General features: G+C 71.0%; 15 protein-coding genes. 10 read left to right on the forward strand and 5 right to left on the reverse strand.

Translation table 11 applies throughout. The features are described from left to right. Nucleotides 1–26: 26 nt before the first annotated feature. Nucleotides 27–1,364 carry a homogentisate 1,2-dioxygenase gene (hmgA, locus tag NBY69_RS23130; protein WP_250303214.1) on the reverse strand — a complete coding sequence of 446 codons (1,338 nt, stop codon included), beginning with the start codon at nt 1,362–1,364 and terminating at the stop codon, nt 27–29. Nucleotides 1,365–1,465: 101 nt separating this feature from the next. On the opposite strand from hmgA, the gene NBY69_RS23135 reads away from it, so the two are divergent. The 5 genes from NBY69_RS23135 (at nt 1,466) to NBY69_RS23155 (ending at nt 8,548) form a co-directional block, all read left to right on the forward strand. Further along, a complete protein-coding gene (locus tag NBY69_RS23135) occupies nt 1,466–2,071 on the forward strand; it encodes a TetR family transcriptional regulator (protein ID WP_250303215.1) in 606 nt (201 codons plus the stop codon). A gap of 122 nt (nt 2,072–2,193) precedes the next feature. Next, entirely contained in the window at nt 2,194–4,425 is a 2,232-nt protein-coding gene (locus NBY69_RS23140) for a molybdopterin oxidoreductase family protein (protein WP_250303216.1), read from the forward strand. Between the two features lie 62 nt (nt 4,426–4,487). Then, complete coding sequence (locus NBY69_RS23145; RefSeq protein ID WP_250303217.1) at nt 4,488–5,828, forward strand: ABC transporter ATP-binding protein; 1,341 nt, start codon at nt 4,488–4,490, stop codon at nt 5,826–5,828. Between the two features lie 150 nt (nt 5,829–5,978). After that, on the forward strand, nt 5,979–7,373 hold the full coding sequence (locus NBY69_RS23150; protein WP_250303218.1) for an aldehyde dehydrogenase family protein: 1,395 nt from the start codon (nt 5,979–5,981) through the stop codon (nt 7,371–7,373). A gap of 95 nt (nt 7,374–7,468) precedes the next feature. After that, nucleotides 7,469–8,548: a Zn-dependent alcohol dehydrogenase gene (locus tag NBY69_RS23155; RefSeq protein WP_250303629.1), complete on the forward strand. Its 1,080-nt coding sequence runs from the start codon at nt 7,469–7,471 to the stop codon at nt 8,546–8,548. A gap of 118 nt (nt 8,549–8,666) precedes the next feature. On the opposite strand, the gene NBY69_RS23160 is transcribed toward NBY69_RS23155, so the two are convergent. Next, nucleotides 8,667–9,323, reverse strand: coding sequence for a TetR/AcrR family transcriptional regulator (locus tag NBY69_RS23160; protein WP_250303219.1), 657 nt, complete (start codon nt 9,321–9,323; stop codon nt 8,667–8,669). Nucleotides 9,324–9,385: 62 nt separating this feature from the next. On the opposite strand from NBY69_RS23160, the gene NBY69_RS23165 reads away from it, so the two are divergent. The 3 genes from NBY69_RS23165 (at nt 9,386) to NBY69_RS23175 (ending at nt 11,680) form a co-directional block, all read left to right on the forward strand. After that, nucleotides 9,386–10,537 carry an acyl-CoA dehydrogenase family protein gene (locus NBY69_RS23165; RefSeq protein ID WP_250303220.1) on the forward strand — a complete coding sequence of 384 codons (1,152 nt, stop codon included), beginning with the start codon at nt 9,386–9,388 and terminating at the stop codon, nt 10,535–10,537. A gap of 112 nt (nt 10,538–10,649) precedes the next feature. Continuing rightward, nucleotides 10,650–10,937 (forward strand): YiaA/YiaB family inner membrane protein, encoded by a 288-nt coding sequence (locus NBY69_RS23170; protein ID WP_250303221.1) that lies wholly within the window; start codon nt 10,650–10,652, stop codon nt 10,935–10,937. Nucleotides 10,938–11,041: 104 nt separating this feature from the next. Beyond that, complete coding sequence (locus NBY69_RS23175; protein ID WP_250303222.1) at nt 11,042–11,680, forward strand: TetR/AcrR family transcriptional regulator; 639 nt, start codon at nt 11,042–11,044, stop codon at nt 11,678–11,680. A gap of 41 nt (nt 11,681–11,721) precedes the next feature. Here the strand turns inward: NBY69_RS23175 and NBY69_RS23180 are convergent, their stop codons facing one another. Continuing rightward, the gene (locus NBY69_RS23180) at nt 11,722–12,183 is read right to left on the reverse strand and encodes a MaoC family dehydratase (RefSeq protein WP_250303223.1); all 462 of its coding nucleotides are present in this window, start codon (nt 12,181–12,183) and stop codon (nt 11,722–11,724) included. Between the two features lie 112 nt (nt 12,184–12,295). Here NBY69_RS23180 and soxR point away from each other — a divergent pair, with 112 nt between their 5' ends. Further along, nucleotides 12,296–12,763: a redox-sensitive transcriptional activator SoxR gene (soxR, locus tag NBY69_RS23185; RefSeq protein ID WP_250303224.1), complete on the forward strand. Its 468-nt coding sequence runs from the start codon at nt 12,296–12,298 to the stop codon at nt 12,761–12,763. A gap of 98 nt (nt 12,764–12,861) precedes the next feature. Here the strand turns inward: soxR and NBY69_RS23190 are convergent, their stop codons facing one another. Continuing rightward, entirely contained in the window at nt 12,862–13,473 is a 612-nt protein-coding gene (locus NBY69_RS23190) for a hypothetical protein (RefSeq protein WP_250303225.1), read from the reverse strand. 214 nt (nt 13,474–13,687) lie between these two features. Here NBY69_RS23190 and NBY69_RS23195 point away from each other — a divergent pair, with 214 nt between their 5' ends. Continuing rightward, a complete protein-coding gene (locus tag NBY69_RS23195) occupies nt 13,688–16,465 on the forward strand; it encodes a penicillin acylase family protein (protein WP_250303226.1) in 2,778 nt (925 codons plus the stop codon). A gap of 81 nt (nt 16,466–16,546) precedes the next feature. Here the strand turns inward: NBY69_RS23195 and NBY69_RS23200 are convergent, their stop codons facing one another. Beyond that, complete coding sequence (locus NBY69_RS23200) at nt 16,547–17,788, reverse strand: exo-beta-N-acetylmuramidase NamZ domain-containing protein (protein ID WP_250303227.1); 1,242 nt, start codon at nt 17,786–17,788, stop codon at nt 16,547–16,549. Nucleotides 17,789–17,884 lie beyond the last annotated feature (96 nt).

Here is a 17,884-nt window from a genome sequence, read left to right on the forward strand (position 1 = left end):
GGCTGTCGTTTCCGGTGGAGTATCCCTCAGGCCTTCCAGTGACGTTGCAGCCCCTGCCACACGTCGTCGTACCGGGGCTGGAGGTGTCCCGCGGTCGCCGCCTGCCCGGTCGCCGTCACCGGCCAGCGCGTCTCGAACATGAAGGCCAGCCCGTCGTCGACCTTCTGCGGCTTCAACTCGGCCGCGCTGGCGCGCTCGAAGGTCTCCCGGTCGGGCCCGTGCGCGGACATCATGTTGTGCAGGGAGCCGCCGCCGGGCACGAAGCCGCCCTTGCCCGCGGTCTTCGCGTCGTACGCGCCCTCGATCAGGCCCATGTACTCGCTCATCACATTGCGGTGGAAGTACGGCGGCCGGAAGGTGTCCTCGCCGACCAGCCAGCGCGGCGCGAAGACCACGAAGTCCACACCGGCGAGCCCCGCGGTGTCCGACGGGGAGGTCAGCACCGTGAAGATCGACGGGTCCGGGTGGTCGTAGCTGATGGACCCCAGCACGTTGAACCGGTGCAGGTCGTAGACGTACGGCACGTGGTTGCCGTGCCAGGCGACCACGTCCAGCGGCGAGTGGTCGTAGGTCGCCGACCAGAGGTTCCCGCAGAACTTGTTGATCACCTGCACCGGGCGCTCCGCGGCCTCCCCGTCCTCGTACGCGGCGACCGGGGCCAGGAAGTCCCGTGCGTGCGCGAGGCCGTTGGCGCCGATCGGGCCCAGGTCGGGGAGCTGGAAGGGGCGGCCGTAGTTCTCGCAGACGTACCCGCGGACCGTGTCGTCGAGCGGCTCGACGCGGAACCGCACCCCGCGCGGGATCAGCGCGATCTGTCCGGGCCCGGCGCTCAGAAGCCCCAGTTCGGTACGGATCAGGAGCCCGCCGCGCTCGGGAACGATCAGCAGCTCGCCGTCGGCGTCGCTGAACACCCGGTCGGTCATGGGGGAGTTGGCGTGGTAGAGGTGCACGGCCATCCCGGTGCGCTGCGCCGCGTCGCCGTTGCCGCCCAGGGTCCACAGGCCGGCGAGGAAGTCCGTGCCCGGCGCGGGCTCGGGCAGCGGGTCCCAGCGCAGCCGGTTGGGGTCGGGGACCGTCTCGGTGAACGGCGCCCCGCGCACCGTGCCGTTGTCGATCCGTACGAAGGGCGGGTGCGCGGCCGACGGCCTGATCCGGTAGAGCCAGGAGCGCCGGTTGTGGGCGCGGGGCTCGGTGAAGGCGGAGCCGCTGAGCTGTTCCGCGTACAGGCCGAGCGGTGCGCGCTGCGGGGAGTTCCGCCCGTGCGGCAGGGCGCCGGGCGCCGCCTCCGTGCTGTGTTCGTTGCCGAAGCCGGAGGCGTAGGTCAGTGCCCCGGCCGTCTTCCTGGCCTGCTCGATGCCGCTCATCGCCCGCTCCTGTGCCGAAGGAATCCTATGCTCAACAGTAGGATTGCGGTTACCGCCCGTCAACGGGAGACTTCCCGGGCGGCCGGAGCGCGGCAGGCATCATGGAGCCCATGCCCGATCCGAACGCGCTCCGTCGCGTCCCCGTCCAGCAGCGCAGTGCCGAGCGGCTGACCCGGATACTCGACGCCTGCGCGGAGATCCTCGACGAGGGCGGGTACGAGCAGCTGACCACCCGTGCCGTCGCCGCGCGGGCCGCCGTCCCCATCGGCTCCGTCTACCGTTTCTTCGGCAACAAGCGCGCCATGGCCGACGCCCTGGCCCAGCGCAATCTGGACGGCTACGCGGACCGGGTCGCCGACCGGCTGAGCGCCGTCCCGCCGGCGGACTGGCGTGGTGTGATCGACACCGTGCTGGACGAGTACCTCGGTATGCGGCGTACCGTCCCCGGCTTCGCGTTCGTCGACTTCGGCGGACCAGGGGCCGTGGACGAACCCAATCCGAAGGTCGCCGACCGCCTTTCGGAACTGCTCGCCGCCCACCTCGGCCGCGCGGCGGACGGCAGGCTGCGCCGCAAGGTTCTCGTGGGCGTCGAGGCCACCGACGCCCTGCTCCAACTCGCCTTCCGCGCCCAGCCGTCGGGGGACACCGAGCTGATCGGGGAGACCCGGGAACTGCTGTACGCATACCTCGCGCCGGTGCTGGACTGAGACCGGCCCCGCACCGGGGGCGGGCGCGCGTCCCCGGATCCGGCCCGATCCCTCCCGTACATGCCTACCGGTCGGTATGCTCGGGGCGCCCGTGTGCCACCGCTGTCGCCCCGGGAGGGCCCGTGCTCGCACCTGACGAGGTACCCGCCACCAGCGCGGTCCGTACCGCTCCGCGTATCTGCCCGCTCTGCGAAGCCACCTGCGGACTCACCCTCACCATCGAGGGGACCAGCGTCACCGGGGCCCGCGGTGACCGCGACGACGTCTTCAGCCGCGGCTTCATCTGCCCCAAGGGCGCCTCGTTCGGCGAGCTCGACGCCGACCCCGACCGGCTGCGCGCCCCGCTGATCCGTCAGGGCGGCGCCCTCCGGCAGGCGGGCTGGCAGGAGGCCTTCGACCTGATCGCCGAGCGGATGCGGCCGTTGATCCAGGAGCACGGTCCGCACGCCGTGGGCGTCGTCCTCGGCAACCCGAACGTCCACACCGTCGCCGGGGCCCTCTACCCGCCCGCCCTGCTCGCCGCGCTGGGCACCCACAGCCTCTTCACCGCGAGCACCCTCGACCAGATGCCGAAACACGTGTCCAGCGGACTGCTCTTCGGCGATCCGCTCGCCATCGCGGTGCCCGACCTGGACCGTACGGACCACCTGCTGCTCCTCGGCGCCAACCCCCTGGAGTCCAACGGCAGTCTGTGCACCGCCGGGGACTTCCCCGGCAGACTCAAGGCGCTCCGCCGCCGCGGCGGCACCCTCACCGTCGTCGACCCCCGCCGGACGCGCACGGCGAAAATGGCGGACCGGCATCTCGCCATCCGGCCCGGCGCCGACGCCCTGCTGCTCGCCGCCCTCGTCCACACCCTCTTCGACGAGAAGCTCACCGCCCTCGGAGCGCTCACCGACCACGTCCAGGACCTGGACGAAGTCGAGCAAGCCGTACGGGACTTCACCCCCGAAGCCGTCGCCGGGCCCTGCGACCTGGACGCCGTCACGATCCGTACCCTCGCCCGCGACCTCGCCGCCGCTCCCACGGCCGCCGTCTACGGCCGGGTCGGCAGCAGCACCGTCGAGTTCGGCACCCTGGCCAACTGGCTGGTCGACGTGCTCAACATCCTCACCGGCAACCTCGACCGGCCGGGCGGCGTCCTCTTCCCGCTCTCCGCCACCGGCCGGGCACCGCGCCCCGCGGCCCCCGGCAAGGGCTTCGAACTCGGCCGCTGGCGGAGCAGGGTGAGCGGACACCCCGAGGCCAAGGGCGAACTGCCCATGACCGCGCTGGCCGAGGAGATCGAGACACCCGGCGAGGGGCAGATCCGCGCCCTGATCTCCATCGCCGCGAATCCGGTGCTCTCCGCACCCGACGGGGAGCGCCTCGACCGGGCTCTGGCCGGGCTCGACTTCATGGTGAGCATCGACCCGTACCTCAACGAGACCTCGCGCCACGCGGATGTGGTGCTGCCCCCGCCGCCGCCCTCGCAGAGTGCCCACTTCGACTTCGTCTTCAACGCGCTGGCCGTGCGCAACCAGGTCCGCTACTCACGGCCCGCCGTGCCCCTCGACCCGGGGCTGCTCGACGAGAGCGAGATCCACGCCCGGCTGATCCTGGCCCTGGGGGAGATGCACGGCAGCGACCCCGCCCAGGTCGACGCCGCGATCATCGGCCGGACGCTCAGCAGGGCGGGCGCACCCGCGGAACTGGCCGGGCAGCTCACCGGGCGAACCGGGCCCGAACGGCGCCTCGATCTGATGCTGCGCCTGGGCCCGTACGGCCTCACCCTCGACCAGCTCGTGGACCAGCCGCACGGAATCGATCTGGGACCGCTGCGGCCACGCGTACCGGAGGTGCTCAGGACCCGCAGCGGGCGCATCGAACTCCTCCCGGCCCCCCTCGCGGCCGATCTGCCCCGGCTGCGCCGCTCGCTGACCGCGCGGCCCGCGCCGCTGGTCCTCGTCGGCCGCCGTCATCTGCGCTCCAACAACAGCTGGATGCACAACCTTCCGGCCCTCAACGGCGGCTCCAACGTCTGCACCCTCCAGATCGCTCCGCAGGACGCCGCCCGGCTCGGGCTCACCGACGGCGACCGGGCCAGGGTCCGTTCGGCGGGCGGCGAACTCGATGTACCGGTGGAGGTGACCGACGCGGTCAGGGCCGGAGTGGTGAGCCTGCCGCACGGCTGGGGGCACGACAGGAAGGGCACCCGGACGGCCGTCGCAGCCGCCCGCCCCGGGGTCAATGTGAACCAGTTGCTCGACGGTTCCCTGATCGATCCGCTTTCCGGGACCGCTGTGCTGAACGGATTCCCGGTCGAGGTGGAAAGGTCCGTTCAGGCCATTCCCAACCCCTCGGTATGCGGTTAGTTTGCGGACCGGTCGTCACATCAGTTCACAGCCGTCGCGCTGATCGCCCCGAGCGGAATTCCATGTCTCGCGCCATCTCTCTTCGCAGCGTCTCCAAGTCCTACGACCGTGGCGTCCGCGCCGTGGACCGTGTCTCCCTCGACGTGGAACCGGGCGAGTTCCTGGTGCTGCTGGGCCCCTCGGGATGCGGGAAGTCGACCGTCCTGCGCATGGTGGCCGGGCTGGAGGACATCACCGAGGGCGAGCTGCTGCTCGACGGCGCGTACGCCAACCACCTGCCGCCGGGAGAGCGCGGGATGGCCATGGTCTTCCAGAACTTCGCCCTCTACCCGAGCATGACCAGCCGCGACAACATCGGTTTCCCGCTCCGCTTCGAGGCACCCGGGGAGGACTCCGGCCCGCGGGTCGAGGCGACCGCCCGGATGCTCGGCATCGAGGACATCCTGGACCGCTACCCCGGCCAGCTCTCCGGCGGCGAACGGCAGCGCGTCGCCATGGGGCGGGCGATCTCGCGGCGCCCGTCGGTCTTCCTGATGGACGAGCCGCTGTCGAACCTCGACGCCAAGCTGCGCAACCATCTGCGGGCCGAGATCGCGCACCTCACCCGCGAGTTGGGTGTCACGACCGTGTACGTCACCCACGACCAGTCCGAGGCGATGTCACTCGGGGACCGGGTCGCGGTCATGCGCGGCGGGGTGCTCCAGCAGGTCAGTCGGCCACGTGAGGCGTACGGACTGCCGGAGAACGTCTTCGTCGCCGCGTTCATCGGCACCCCGCGCATCAATCTGCTGCAGGCCGTCGTGCACGCGCCGCTGGAGGGCGCGATGTCGATCGATCTCGGCCGGCAGCGGCTGCGGCTGCCCGAACCGCTCAGTACCGACCACCAGTTGCTCCGGATCCAGCAGGGCAGACAGCTCATCGTGGGCCTGCGCTCGGAGGCCGTACGGATCGCTCCGCCCAGCCAGGCCCGCCCCGGCGAGGTCCCGATCAGCGGTCTGGTCGAGCACCTGGAGTACCAGGGGCACGAGGCGCTGGTGCACCTCGACACCGGCTCGCGGCCCGCCGTCGTACCCGACCTGGAGTCGCCCCGCGCAGCCCCGCCGTCGCGGCGCCGCAGGAACCCCCCGCCGGGCGTACTGAACCGGATCAAGGCGCGTGCCGAGCGGCACGTCTCGGGACCCGTCGTGGTCCTCGACGAGCCCCAGGCCCCCCGCCCGGTGCACGCCCCGGACCGGCCCACGCTCGGGGGAAGCGACCTGGTGGTGCGCACCAGCCCCGATCTCCGGGTGCGGACCGGCGCGCAGGTGCCGCTCCTCGTCGACCTCGCCCACCTGTACGTCTTCGACCACTACGGGCGCAGGATCTGCCCGGCGCCGGCGGACCTGCCCGGACTCGACGTCTGATCCGTGGCGGGGCGTGTCCTGGCGCCGGAAAACTAACGGCGCTAGTTTGGGTGCTGGACGACTCACGCGGACGGCCTACGTGAACGGCTCATGGGGTCACGTCGCGTGTACGACGCGGCGGTACCTCGCCGGAGGCTCTGGAGGAGTGCGATGAAGGCCCACGACGGGATGTACATCGGCGGCGAGTGGCGGGCCGCCGCGGGCCAGGACACCATCGCGGTGGTGAATCCCGCGGACGAGCAGGTCATCGGCCGGGTCCCGGCCGGTACGCCGCAGGACGTGGACACCGCGGTGCGGGCCGCCCGCGCGGCTCTGCCAGGCTGGGCCGCGACCCCGCCCGCCGAGCGGGCCGCGCGGATCGCCGCCCTGCGGGACGCCCTCGTCGCCCGCAAGGACGAGATCGCCGAGACCGTCACCGCGGAACTCGGCTCACCGCTGCCGTTCTCGCAGACGGTGCACGCGGGCCTGCCGGCCCTGGTCGCGGGGTCGTACGCCGAACTGGCCGCCACCTACCCCTTCGAGGAGAAGGTCGGCAACTCCACCGTCCTCTCCGAACCGGTCGGCGTCGTCGGCGCGATCACCCCCTGGAACTACCCGCTGCACCAGATCGTGGCCAAGGTGGCCCCGGCGCTCGCCGCGGGCTGCACGGTCGTACTGAAACCGGCCGAGGACACCCCGCTGACGGCCCAGCTGTTCGCCGAGGCCACCGGCGAAGCGGGCCTGCCCGCCGGGGTGTTCAACCTCGTCACCGGGACCGGTCCCGTCGCGGGCCAGGCCCTGGCCGGTCACGACGGCGTCGACCTGGTCTCCTTCACCGGGTCCACCGCCGTGGGCCGGCAGATCGGCGCGGTCGCGGGCGCGGCCATCAAGCGGGTCGCCCTGGAACTCGGCGGCAAGTCCGCCAACGTGATCCTCCCGAGCGCCGACCTGGCCAAGGCCGTCCATGTCGGGATCGCCAACGTCATGGGCAACTCCGGCCAGACGTGCAGTGCCTGGACGCGGATGCTGGTCCACCGCGACCAGTACGAGGAGGCGGTGGCCCTCGCCGCCGCCGCGATCGGCAAGTACGTACCGGGCGAGCGGGTCGGGCCACTGGTCAACGCCAAGCAGCAGGCCCGCGTGCGCGGCTACATAGCGAAGGGCGTCGAGGAGGGCGCCCGGCTCGTGGCGGGCGGCCCCGAGGCGCCGCTGGACCGGGGCTACTACGTCAGCCCGACCCTCTTCGCCGATGTCACCCCGGAGATGACCATCGCGCAGGAGGAGATCTTCGGCCCGGTCGTCTCGATCCTCCGGTACGAGGACGAGGAGGACGCCCTGCGGATCGCGAACGCAACCGTCTACGGCCTCGCGGGCGCCGTCTGGGCCGCGGACGAGGCGGAGGCCGTCGCCTTCGCCCGGCGGATGGACACCGGCCAGGTCGACATCAACGGCGGCCGGTTCAACCCGCGTGCCCCCTTCGGCGGTTACAAGCAGTCCGGCGTCGGCCGTGAACTCGGCTCGCACGGCCTCGCCGAGTACCTCCAGACCAAGTCGCTCCAGTTCTGACCCGGCCTTCCGGTTCCGCCCCGGCTCTTCACCTCCGGCCCGGTTCTCCGGTTCCGGGCCGCAAGCCCTCCCGTCCGAGCAAGGAGTACGTGAACGTGGTCCGCGCCGCCGTCCTGCCCGCTGTCGGTTCTCCCCTGGAGATCACCGACATCGAACTCCCCGAGCCCGGCCCCGGCCAGGTGCGGGTCCGTCTCGCCGCCGCCGGGGTCTGCCACTCCGACCTCTCCCTCACCAACGGCACCATGCGGGTGCCCACCCCCGCCGTCCTCGGCCACGAGGGCGCGGGCACCGTCGTCTCTGTCGGTGAAGGCGTCACCCATGTCGCGCCCGGCACCGGCGTGGTGCTCAACTGGGCACCTTCCTGCGGAAGTTGCCCCCCGTGCAGGCTGGGCGAGGTGTGGCTCTGCGTCAACGCGCTCGCGGGCGCGGGCCGTGTCCACGCCCGCACGGCCGACGGTACGGAGCTGCACCCGGGCCTGAACGTCGCGGCGTTCGCCGAGGAGACGGTCGTCGCCGCCGACTGTGTCCTCCCGGTGCCGGACGGCATCCCGCTCACCGATGCGGCGCTCCTCGGCTGCGCGGTCCTCACCGGGTACGGCGCGATCCACCACTCCGCGCGGGTCCGTGCGGGCGAGACGGTCGCGGTCCTCGGTGCCGGCGGTGTCGGGCTCGCCACGCTCCAGTCCGCCCGGATCGCCGGGGCGTCGGTGATCGTCGCGGTCGATGTCTCGCCGGAGAAGGAGGAGTTGGCGCGGGCGGCCGGAGCCACCGAGTTCGTGGTCGCGTCCGGCACGACGGCCAAGGACATCCGGAAGCTCACCGGCGGGTCCGGGGTGGATGTCGCCGTCGAGTGCGTCGGCCGCGCGGTGACGATCCGTACGGCCTGGGAGTCGACGCGGCGCGGTGGCCGCACCACGGTGGTCGGCATCGGCGGCAAGGACCAGCAGGTCACGTTCAACGCACTGGAGATCTTCCACTGGGGGCGCACCCTCTCCGGCTGCGTCTACGGGAACTGCGACCCGGCGGTGGACCTACCGGTGCTGGCCGGGCATGTGCGGGCGGGGCGCCTCGACCTGGCCGCGCTGGTCACCGAACGCATCGCGCTCGACGGGATTCCGGCCGCCTTCGAGAACATGATCGCGGGCAGGGGAGGCCGGGCGCTGGTGGTGTTCTGAGGGTGGTCGAGCGCACCAGGGCCGAGCTCCGCAGGACCGCTCAGGGCCTCTCGTCCGGATCAGGGTCGGGCGGCGGCAGAGGGGGCACGTTCTCCGGTGGCCGTGCCTCCAGGGTGCGTCAGTGAACCTTAGGCGCGGGCCGAACGGTCTCGTACTGCAGCGCCAGGCCGTCCACCAGCGCCCTGAGCCCCGTCTCGAAGGCGCCCTCGTCGACCTTCTGCTGCCGGTCGGCGAGCAGATGGGCCTGCCCGAGGTGCGGGTAGTCCGCCGGGTCGTACGCCGTCTCGTCGTCGACGAAGCCGCGGGCGAACGAGCCGAGCGCCGAGCCGGTGACGAAGTACCGCATCAGCGCCCCGATGTAGGTCGCCTGAGCGGGCGGCCAGCCCGCCCGGACCATCGCGCCGAACACCGCGTCGGCCACCCGCAGCCCCGCGGGGCGGCGGCCGGGGCCCCGTGCCAGTACCGGCACCACGTTGGGGTGCTCGGTGAGGGCCGCCCGGTAGGAGACGGCCCAGTCGTGCAGCGCCGTCCGCCAGTCGCGGGTGTCGTCCTCGTCGAACATCGACAGGTCGATCTGCGCGGAGAGGGCGTCGGCGACCGCTTCGAGGATCTCGTCCTTGGTGCGGAAGTGGTTGTAGAGCGAGGGCCCGCTGACCCCCAGTTCGGCGGCGAGCCGACGGGTGGAGACGGCCCCGAGCCCCTCGGAGTCCACGAGGGCGCTCGCGGTCGCGACGATGCGCTCCCTGCTGAGGAGGGGCTTGCGTGGGCGGGCCATGGCGCACATAGTAGGGCCTGCCAGCTGAAAACTAGCAGTGCTAATTAAAACGAGGTGCCCCCATGAACCTGGAGCTCAGTGAGGAGCAGTCCGCCGTACAGCAGCTCGCCCAGGACTTCGTACGGCGCGAGATCAGCCCGTACGTCGTCGAGTGGGACCGCGCCGAGAGCGTCGACCGCTCCCTGGTGCGCAAGCTCGGCGAGGTGGGCTTCCTCGGGCTGACGGTCCCCGAGGAGTACGGGGGCTCCGGCGGCGACCACCTCTCGTACTGCCTCGTCACCGAGGAACTGGGCCGTGGCGACTCCTCGGTGCGCGGCATCGTCTCGGTCTCGCTGGGGCTGGTGGCCAAGACCGTCGCGCACTGGGGCAGCGAGGAGCAGAAGCGGCGCTGGCTGCCCGGCCTGACCTCCGGCGAACTGATCGGCTGCTTCGGCCTCACCGAGCCGGGCACCGGATCCGACGCCGGGAACCTCACCACACGGGCCGTCCGGGACGGCGGCGACTACGTCGTCAACGGCTCCAAGATGTTCATCACCAACGGCACCTGGGCCGATGTGGTGCTCCTCTTCGCACGCTCCACGGACGCCCCGGGCCACCGCGGGGTGTCCGCGTTCCTGGTCCCCACCGACACTCCGGGACTCACCCGCCGCACCGTCCACGGCAAGCTCGGGCTGCGCGGCCAGGCCACCGCCGAGCTGACCTTCGAGGACGTACGGATCCCGGCCGCCGCGATGCTGGCCCCCGAGGGCAAGGGCTTCTCGGTCGCGATGTCCGCGCTGGCGAAGGGGCGGATGTCGGTGGCCGCGGGCTGTGTGGGCATCGCGCAGGCGGCGCTCGACTGCGCGGTGGCGTACGCGACCGAACGCGAGCAGTTCGGCAGGACCATCGCCCACCACCAACTCGTCCAGGAGCTGATCACCGACATCGCGGTGGATGTGGACGCCGCCCGACTGCTGACCTGGCGGGTCGCCGATCTGATCGACCGGGGGGAGCCGTTCGCCACCGAGTCGTCCAAGGCGAAACTCTTCGCTTCGGAGGCCGCCGTACGGGCCGCGAACAACGCCCTCCAGGTCTTCGGCGGTTACGGCTACATCGACGAGTACCCGGTGGGCAAGCTGCTGCGCGACGCCCGGGTGATGACGCTGTACGAGGGCACCAGCCAGATCCAGAAGCTCGTCATCGGCCGTGCGCTGACCGGGGTTTCCGCGTTCTGACCACCAGGGCTGATCATCAGGGCTGACCGCCAGGCCTGACCGCCAGGCCTGAGTACGCGGCCTGAGTATCCGGGCGGATGTGGCACCGGGCGCGTCCGCCGATGCTGGCGGTATGAGTGACACACCGGTCAAGCCGCAGAACACCGCCGCGTACTTCGGGCAGGCCGTCGCCTCCTTCGGGATCGCGCTGGCCGCGATGGCCCTGGGGATCCTGAACCTGGACGTCGATGTCTGGGTGCGGGCCTTCCTCGGTCTCGGGCTGCTCTATCTCACGACGTCCGCCTTCACCCTCGCCAAGATCATCAGGGACCGGCAGGAGGCCGGGCAGATCGTGACCCGCGTCGACCAGGCCCGGCTGGAGAAGCTGCTGGCCGAGCACGACCCGTTCCAGAAGCTCTGACGCCTGTTTCTAAGCGCTTGCTCACCCTCGGGGTAGGGTGTGGATCCTGCACCGGAGCTGTACCAGCGGTGCGCCGGACTGCGTCACGGGTGGAGGAGCGAGCAATGAGCACGGCGGAGGAGACGGCCCGCGGCGACGATCAGCCGTGGGCCGAGGTCGGTCCCGAAGCTGCCAGGCGGCTGCTCGTCGCCGCCGTCGAGGCCTTCGCCGAACGCGGCTACCACGCGACGACCACACGTGACATCGCGGGCCGGGCCGGGATGAGCCCGGCCGCGCTCTACATCCACTACAAGACCAAGGAAGAGCTGCTCCACCGGATCAGCCGGATCGGCCACGAGAAGGCGCTGGAGATCCTGGAGACGGCGGCGGACGGCGACGGCACCCCCAGCGAGCGGCTAGCCGCGGCCGTCCGCTCCTTCGTCCGGTGGCACGCCGGGCACCACATGACGGCGCGCGTCGTGCAGTACGAGCTCGACGCGCTGGGTGACGAGCACCGCACGGAGATCGTCGGACTGCGCAGGCGCAGCGACGACGCGGTGCGCCGGATCATCGACGACGGGGTGCGGACAGGGGAGTTCGACGTGCCCTACGTCCCCGGCACCGCGCTGGCCGTGCTCTCGCTCTGCATCGATGTGGCGCGCTGGTTCAACGTCGAAGGACGCAGCACGCCCGACGAGGTCGGCGTGTTCTACGCCGACCTCGTCCTGCGCATGGTCACGGCCCCGGACCGGGCCCGGAAGTAGCCCTGGCCCAGTAGCAGTGCGGACACAGGAGCAGTCCCGGTTCAGAAGTAGTAGCGGGACACCGACTCCGCCACGCACACCGGCTTCTCGCTGCCCTCGCGCTCGACCGTGACGGCTGCGGTCACCTGCACGCCCCCGCCCGCCTCGGACACATCGGTGAGGACCGCGGTCGCCCGCAGCCGTGAACCGACCGGCACGGTGGCCGGGAAGCGCACCTTGTTGGTGCCGTAGTTGATGCCCATCTTCATGCCCTCGACCCGGAGGATCTGCGGAACGAAGGTGGGCAGCAGCGACAGCGTGAGGTACCCGTGCGCGATCGTCGTCCCGAACGGACCGTCCGCGGCCTTCACCGGATCCACGTGGATCCACTGGTGGTCCCCGGTGGCGTCGGCGAAGAGGTCGATCCGCTTCTGGTCGATCTGCAGCCACTCGCTCTGCCCCAACTGCTCGCCGACCCCGGCGCGCAGTTCCTCGGCGGATGTGAAGATCCTCGGCTCTGCCATGTTCGTGGTCCTGCCTTCCCGACGGAGTGTCCAAGCGCTTGCTCAGCATCGTCGGGTGCGCCGGTTCCTGTCAACGACCGGCCGTTTGGCCGCGGGCAGTAGGGTTCGATGAGTGCCGCAGATTCCAGAGAAGATCCATGAACTCACGGTCGGCCAGCTCTCCGCGCGCAGCGGGGCCGCCGTCTCCGCCCTGCACTTCTACGAGACCAAGGGCCTGATCAGCAGCCGCAGGACGAGCGGCAACCAGCGCCGCTACAGCCGTGACGCGCTGCGCCGGGTCGCCTTCGTACGCGCGGCACAGCGTGTCGGTATCCCGCTCGCCACGATCAGGAAGGCGCTCGCGGAACTGCCCGACGAGCGCACCCCCACCCGTGAGGACTGGGCGCGGCTCTCCGCCGCCTGGCGCTCCGAACTCGACCAGCGCATCGATCAGCTCGGCCGGCTCCGCGACCACCTCACGGACTGCATCGGCTGCGGCTGTCTGTCGCTGGAGAACTGTGTGCTGTCCAACCCGGACGACGTCGTCGGCGACCGGATCGTCGGATCGAGGCTGCTCCCCGGGGTGTCCGCGAAGCCCTGACCGCCCGTAGCCCCTGACCGCCGTAGCCCCTGACCACCCGTAGATCCGGACGCCCCGGAAGCCGCGGACCGCCCGGAAGTCCCTGGCCGCCCGGGTGTTCAGGCCGCCGAGGCGAGTTCCGTGTGCCGGTTCTTCCTGGCGCGGGCCAGTGCGACCGGGGTGAGGACCGGCTGGGGCACCAGGATCCCGCAGCGGGTGCAGACCGGGCCGGTCCACGGCTGCCTGGCGGACCCCGGGGTCCAGGTGATCGTTTTCTCGGCGCACACCGGGCAGGCCGTCGCGGGTTCCCCCCGGAGGGCGGAAATCAGCCGCCGCAATACCTCCGCCAGCGGCCGGGAAGGGTGCACCGCGGGGTCCCCGCACCAGGCGACACCGCACCCGCCCCAGGTCTGCCGGTGCCAGTCGTCGAAGGCGCCGGGACTGCGCAGGCCGTCGTGCTTCTCCCGCTTGCGGCGCTCCGCGAACTCCGCCTCGTAGGCGAGCCAGACGGCCCGTGCCTCCTCCAGTTCGTCGAGTGCGGCCATCAGCCGCGCCGGGTCGGGTGCCCGGTCCTCGGGCTCGATCCGGTGCCTGGCACACAGATGGTCCCAGGTCGCCCGGTGTCCGTAAGGGGCAAACCTCTCCAGGCACTTGCGCAGCGAATACCTCCGCAGGGCCAGATCGTGGTGCGGGTCGCGCACCTGTCTCGCGAGACTCCGGAAACCGGCCATCGCACTGCCACCTCCGTCGCTGATACATCGGCGTCATGTAGTGGACGTACGACTACCCGATTCGGCTCCATCGAATTTCCGATGACTGTCCTCGGTCGATGCGCCTTCCCTGGAACCCGTGTGGTGATTCGGAAAAGGTGACGCATGTTCACCTTACTGGCGGGTCACTTCGCCAGTAACGTCCGTCGAATCCGCTTCCCCTTCAGGAGCATGCATGCGACGTCGTACCGGAAAACTCAGAACTGCCATCGCTGTAGCGGTGTTCGCACTGGGCGCGGGCCTGATGACACCGCTGCCGCAGGCGACCGCCGCGGCCGCGGACCCCGTCACCGACTACTGCAACAACCAGTGCAACGACATCATGCCGCCCGGCGAGAACGGCAACGCCACCCTCGCCGACATCCTCGGCAACCGTGCGTTCGGCACCCGCCCGGACCACAGCGCCGACCAGCTCGGACCGTACGACGCGCTGCCCGCGGGCGCCCCGTCCCTCACGGACGCGACGCTCAGCAACTTCTTCAACGACGCCTCGTTCGGGGTGCCCGCCGATCAGGTCGCCTCGGTCACCGCACCGCGCAACGACGTCACCATCACCCGGGACAAGAAGACCGGGGTGCCCCACATCAAGGGCACCACGCGGTACGGAACCGAGTTCGGCGCCGGCTACGCGGCCGGGCAGGACCGGCTCTGGCTGATGGACCTCTTCCGGCACATCGGGCGCGGCGAACTCACCTCGTTCGCCGGTGGTGCGCCCGCCAACCAGGGCCTGGAGCAGGAGTTCTGGCCGCAGGCCCCGTACACCGAGCAGGACCTCCAGGACCAGGCCGACCGCATCGCCGCCGGGAGTGCGCGCGGCAAGCAGGCCATGGAGGACGCCCAGGCGTACGTGGACGGCATCAACGACTACCGGCAGAAGGCCAAGGACGGCCGCTACTTCCCCGGTGAGTACGTCCTCACCGGGAAGATCGACGCCATCACCAACGCCGGTGAGATCGAGCCGTTCAAGATCACCGACATGATCGCGCTCGCCTCGGTCGTCGGCGGACTCTTCGGCGGTGGCGGGGGCGGCGAGGTCCAGGCCGCGCTCTCGCTGCTCTCCGCGCAGCAGAAGTACGGCGTCACCGAGGGCAGCAAGGTCTGGGAGTCCTTCCGGGAGCGCAACGACCCGGAGGCGACCCTCACCGTCCACGACGGCACCAGCTTCCCCTACGCGGAGAAGCCGGCCGACCCGAAGGGCACGGCCATGCCGGACCCGGGCTCGGTCAAGTCCGAACCGCTGATCTACGACCAGGTGGGCGGCGCCAAGACCGACGCCAAGACCCCGGTGAACGCCCCGAAGAAGCTCAAGCCGGTCCAGGGCATGTACGACGACGGAGTGCTGCCCGCCCATCTGTTCAGCAGCAAGAAGGGCATGTCCAACGCCCTCGTGGTCTCCGGTCAGCACACCGCGAGCGGGAACCCCATCGCCGTGTTCGGCCCGCAGACCGGGTACTTCCTGCCGCAGCTGCTGATGCTCCAGGAGATCCAGGGTCCCGGGATCAGTGCCCGCGGTGCCTCGTTCGCCGGTGTCGGCATGTACGTCCAGCTGGGCCGCGGCCAGGACTACGCCTGGAGCGCCACCTCGGCGGGTCAGGACATCACCGACACCTTCGCCGTCGAGCTGTGCCAGGACGACACCCACTACCTCTACCACGGCGTCTGCACGCCGATGGAGAAGATGGAGCGGACCAACTCCTGGTCGCCCACGGTCGCCGACTCCACGGCGGCGGGCTCGTACCGGATGCAGGTCTACCGGACCAAGTACGGCATCGTGACGCACCGGGCCACCGTGGGCGGCAAACCCGTCGCCTACACCTCGCTGCGCAGCACGTACCAGCACGAGGCCGACTCGGTCGTCGGCTTCCAGATGATGAACGACCCGTCGTACGTGAAGGACGCGAAGACCTTCCAGGAGGCCGCCGACCACGTCGGCTACACCTTCAACTGGTTCTACGCGGACTCCCGTCAGGCCGCGTACTTCAACAGCGGCATGAACCCGGTGCGCGCCGCCGGTGTGGACGCCTCGCTGCCCGTGCTGGCCGAACCGGCCTACGAGTGGAAGGGTTTCGACCCCGACAAGCACACCACCGACGTGACCCCGGCCGCCGAGCACCCGCAGTCCGTCGGCCAGGACTACTACGTCTCCTGGAACAACAAGCAGGCCAAGGACTTCACGTCCGCCGGGTTCGGCAACGGCTCGGTGCACCGGGTCGACCTGCTCGGTGACCGGGTGGCGAAACTCGTCGCCAAGGGCGGCGTGACCCGTGCCGATCTGACCCGCGCCATGGGTACGGCGGCCGTCACCGATCTGCGCGGCGAGGACGTCCTGCCCGAACTGCTGGACGTCGTACGGAGCAAGCCGGTCACCGACCCGGCGCAGGCCAAGGCCGTCGAGCAGCTGGAAGCCTGGGTGTCCGACGGGAGCCAGCGCAAGGAGAACGCCCAGAGTTCGCACGTCTACACCCACCCGGACGCGGTGCGGATCATGGACGCCTGGTGGCCGCTGCTCGTCGAGGCCGAGTTCAAGCCGGGCCTCGGTGACGATCTCTACTCGGCGCTCACCGCCAACCTCAGCACCGACGAGTCCCCCTCGGCCGGACACGGGCCCACCGGGGCGCACGCCGGATCGGCCTTCCAGTACGGCTGGTGGAGCTATGTCGACAAGGACATCCGCACGGTGCTGGGCCGTCCGGTCAAGGGCGGACTGGCCAAGACGTACTGCGGGGGAGGCGACCTGAGCGGGTGCCGCGACATCCTGCTCGACACCCTCACCCAGGCCGCGGCCAAGACCCCGGCCCAGGTCTACCCCGGCGACGCCAGTTGCTCCGCCGGTGACCAGTGGTGCTCGGACGCGATCATCCAGCGTCCGCTGGGCGGGCTCCAGTTCTGGCCGATCACCTGGCAGAACCGGCCCACGTACCAGCAGGTCGTGGAGTTCCCCTCGCACCGCTAGGGGAGTCCGGGAACAGTAGTCCGCGGGCCGGGCCGGGAACTCCGGTCCGGCCCGCGGCAGTTCGCCGGTGTGGGGGGCCGGTCAGCGGTACGTCAGGTACCTCTTCCGTACGGCGCGGAAGGCGGCCAGCTCGCCCTGCCAGGCTCCCACCACCTCGTCGGTGGACGCGCCCGCGTCGATCATCGTGCGGACCGCGGTGGAGCCCGTGAGGGTGTCGATCCAGTTGTCGGGCCGCCAGGCGAACCCGTCCCAGACCTTCTTCGCCGTCACCAGCAGGCCGATCGCCGTACGCACCGGGTCGAACAACTCGCGGTCCTGCACGTGGAGTTGGACGCCACCGACGGTCTTGCCCGCGAACTTCGAGAACGTCGGCGCGAAGTACGCCTCACGGAAGGTGACCCCGGGCAGCTCCAGCGCCCGCGCCGCCTCCGCCCACCGGCGGTCGATGCCCTCGGCGCCCAGCAGTTCGAACGGCCGGGTGGTACCCCGCCCCTCGGAGAGGTTCGTGCCCTCGAAGAGACAGGTCCCCGAGTACACCAGGGCGGTGTCGGGTGTCGGCATGTTGGGGCTCGGCGGCACCCAGGGCAGTCCCGTCGCGTCGAAGAAGTCGCCGCGCCGCCAGCCCGACATGGACACGGTCTCCAGCCGCACCGGCTCGGCCAGGAACTCACCGTTGAACAGCCGGGCCAGCTCCGTCACCGTCATGCCGTGGGCCTGGGAGATGGGCTTGCGCCCGACGAACGTCGCGAACTCCTTGTGCAGCACGGGGCCGAGGGCCGCCCGGCCGGTGACCGGGTTCGGACGGTCGAGCACCACGAACCGCTTGCCCGCGAGCGCCGCCGCCTCCATGCAGTCGTACAGCGTCCAGATGTACGTGTAGAAGCGGGCGCCCGCGTCCTGGATGTCGAAGACGACCGTGTCCACGCCCGACGCGGTGAAGATGTCCGCGAGGGCGCTGCCGCTCCTGGTGTACGTGTCGTAGACCGGCAAGCCGGTCGCCGGGTCGTCGTAGCGCCCCTCGGAGCCGCCGGCCTGGGCCGTGCCGCGGAACCCGTGCTCCGGACCGAAGACGGCGGTCAGCTTCACCCGCTTGTCGGCGTGCATGACATCGACGATGTGCCGGACGTCGTGGGTGATCCCGGTCGGGTTGGTGACGATGCCGACCCGCTGCCCGTCGAGCAGGCCGTAGCCGTCGGCGGCCAGCCGGTCGAAACCGGTACGCACCCGGCCGCGCGCGGGGTCGGCCGAGGCCGCCCCCGGCGTGGCCGCCACCATCCCCACGGCGCCGCCCGCGGCCAGCAGTCCCCGCCTGGACAAGTTCATCGCGCTACCTCCATGATCTCGCCGACTGTCATGGGCACGCAGGCTAGCCCGCACCCCTTCCCCTGTGACATACCGACTGGTTAGTCTGCTGGTGCA

The organism is Streptomyces sp. A 4/2, from assembly GCF_940670765.1.
Classification (GTDB): Bacteria; Actinomycetota; Actinomycetes; order Streptomycetales; family Streptomycetaceae; genus Streptomyces.

What these genes read in the sequence shown, in the direction of transcription:
- NBY69_RS23135 (WP_250303215.1), top strand. Translation starts at nt 1,466, where the DNA reads ATGGAGCCCATGCCCGATCCGAACGCGCTCCGTCGCGTCCCCGTCCAG.
- NBY69_RS23160 (WP_250303219.1), bottom strand. Translation starts at nt 9,323, where the DNA reads ATGGCCCGCCCACGCAAGCCCCTCCTCAGCAGGGAGCGCATCGTCGCG.
- NBY69_RS23145 (WP_250303217.1), top strand. Translation starts at nt 4,488, where the DNA reads ATGTCTCGCGCCATCTCTCTTCGCAGCGTCTCCAAGTCCTACGACCGT.
- hmgA (WP_250303214.1), bottom strand. Translation starts at nt 1,364, where the DNA reads ATGAGCGGCATCGAGCAGGCCAGGAAGACGGCCGGGGCACTGACCTAC.
- NBY69_RS23190 (WP_250303225.1), bottom strand. Translation starts at nt 13,473, where the DNA reads ATGGCCGGTTTCCGGAGTCTCGCGAGACAGGTGCGCGACCCGCACCAC.
- NBY69_RS23200 (WP_250303227.1), bottom strand. Translation starts at nt 17,788, where the DNA reads ATGAACTTGTCCAGGCGGGGACTGCTGGCCGCGGGCGGCGCCGTGGGG.
- NBY69_RS23165 (WP_250303220.1), top strand. Translation starts at nt 9,386, where the DNA reads ATGAACCTGGAGCTCAGTGAGGAGCAGTCCGCCGTACAGCAGCTCGCC.
- NBY69_RS23150 (WP_250303218.1), top strand. Translation starts at nt 5,979, where the DNA reads ATGAAGGCCCACGACGGGATGTACATCGGCGGCGAGTGGCGGGCCGCC.
- NBY69_RS23175 (WP_250303222.1), top strand. Translation starts at nt 11,042, where the DNA reads ATGAGCACGGCGGAGGAGACGGCCCGCGGCGACGATCAGCCGTGGGCC.
- NBY69_RS23170 (WP_250303221.1), top strand. Translation starts at nt 10,650, where the DNA reads ATGAGTGACACACCGGTCAAGCCGCAGAACACCGCCGCGTACTTCGGG.
- NBY69_RS23180 (WP_250303223.1), bottom strand. Translation starts at nt 12,183, where the DNA reads ATGGCAGAGCCGAGGATCTTCACATCCGCCGAGGAACTGCGCGCCGGG.
- NBY69_RS23195 (WP_250303226.1), top strand. Translation starts at nt 13,688, where the DNA reads ATGCGACGTCGTACCGGAAAACTCAGAACTGCCATCGCTGTAGCGGTG.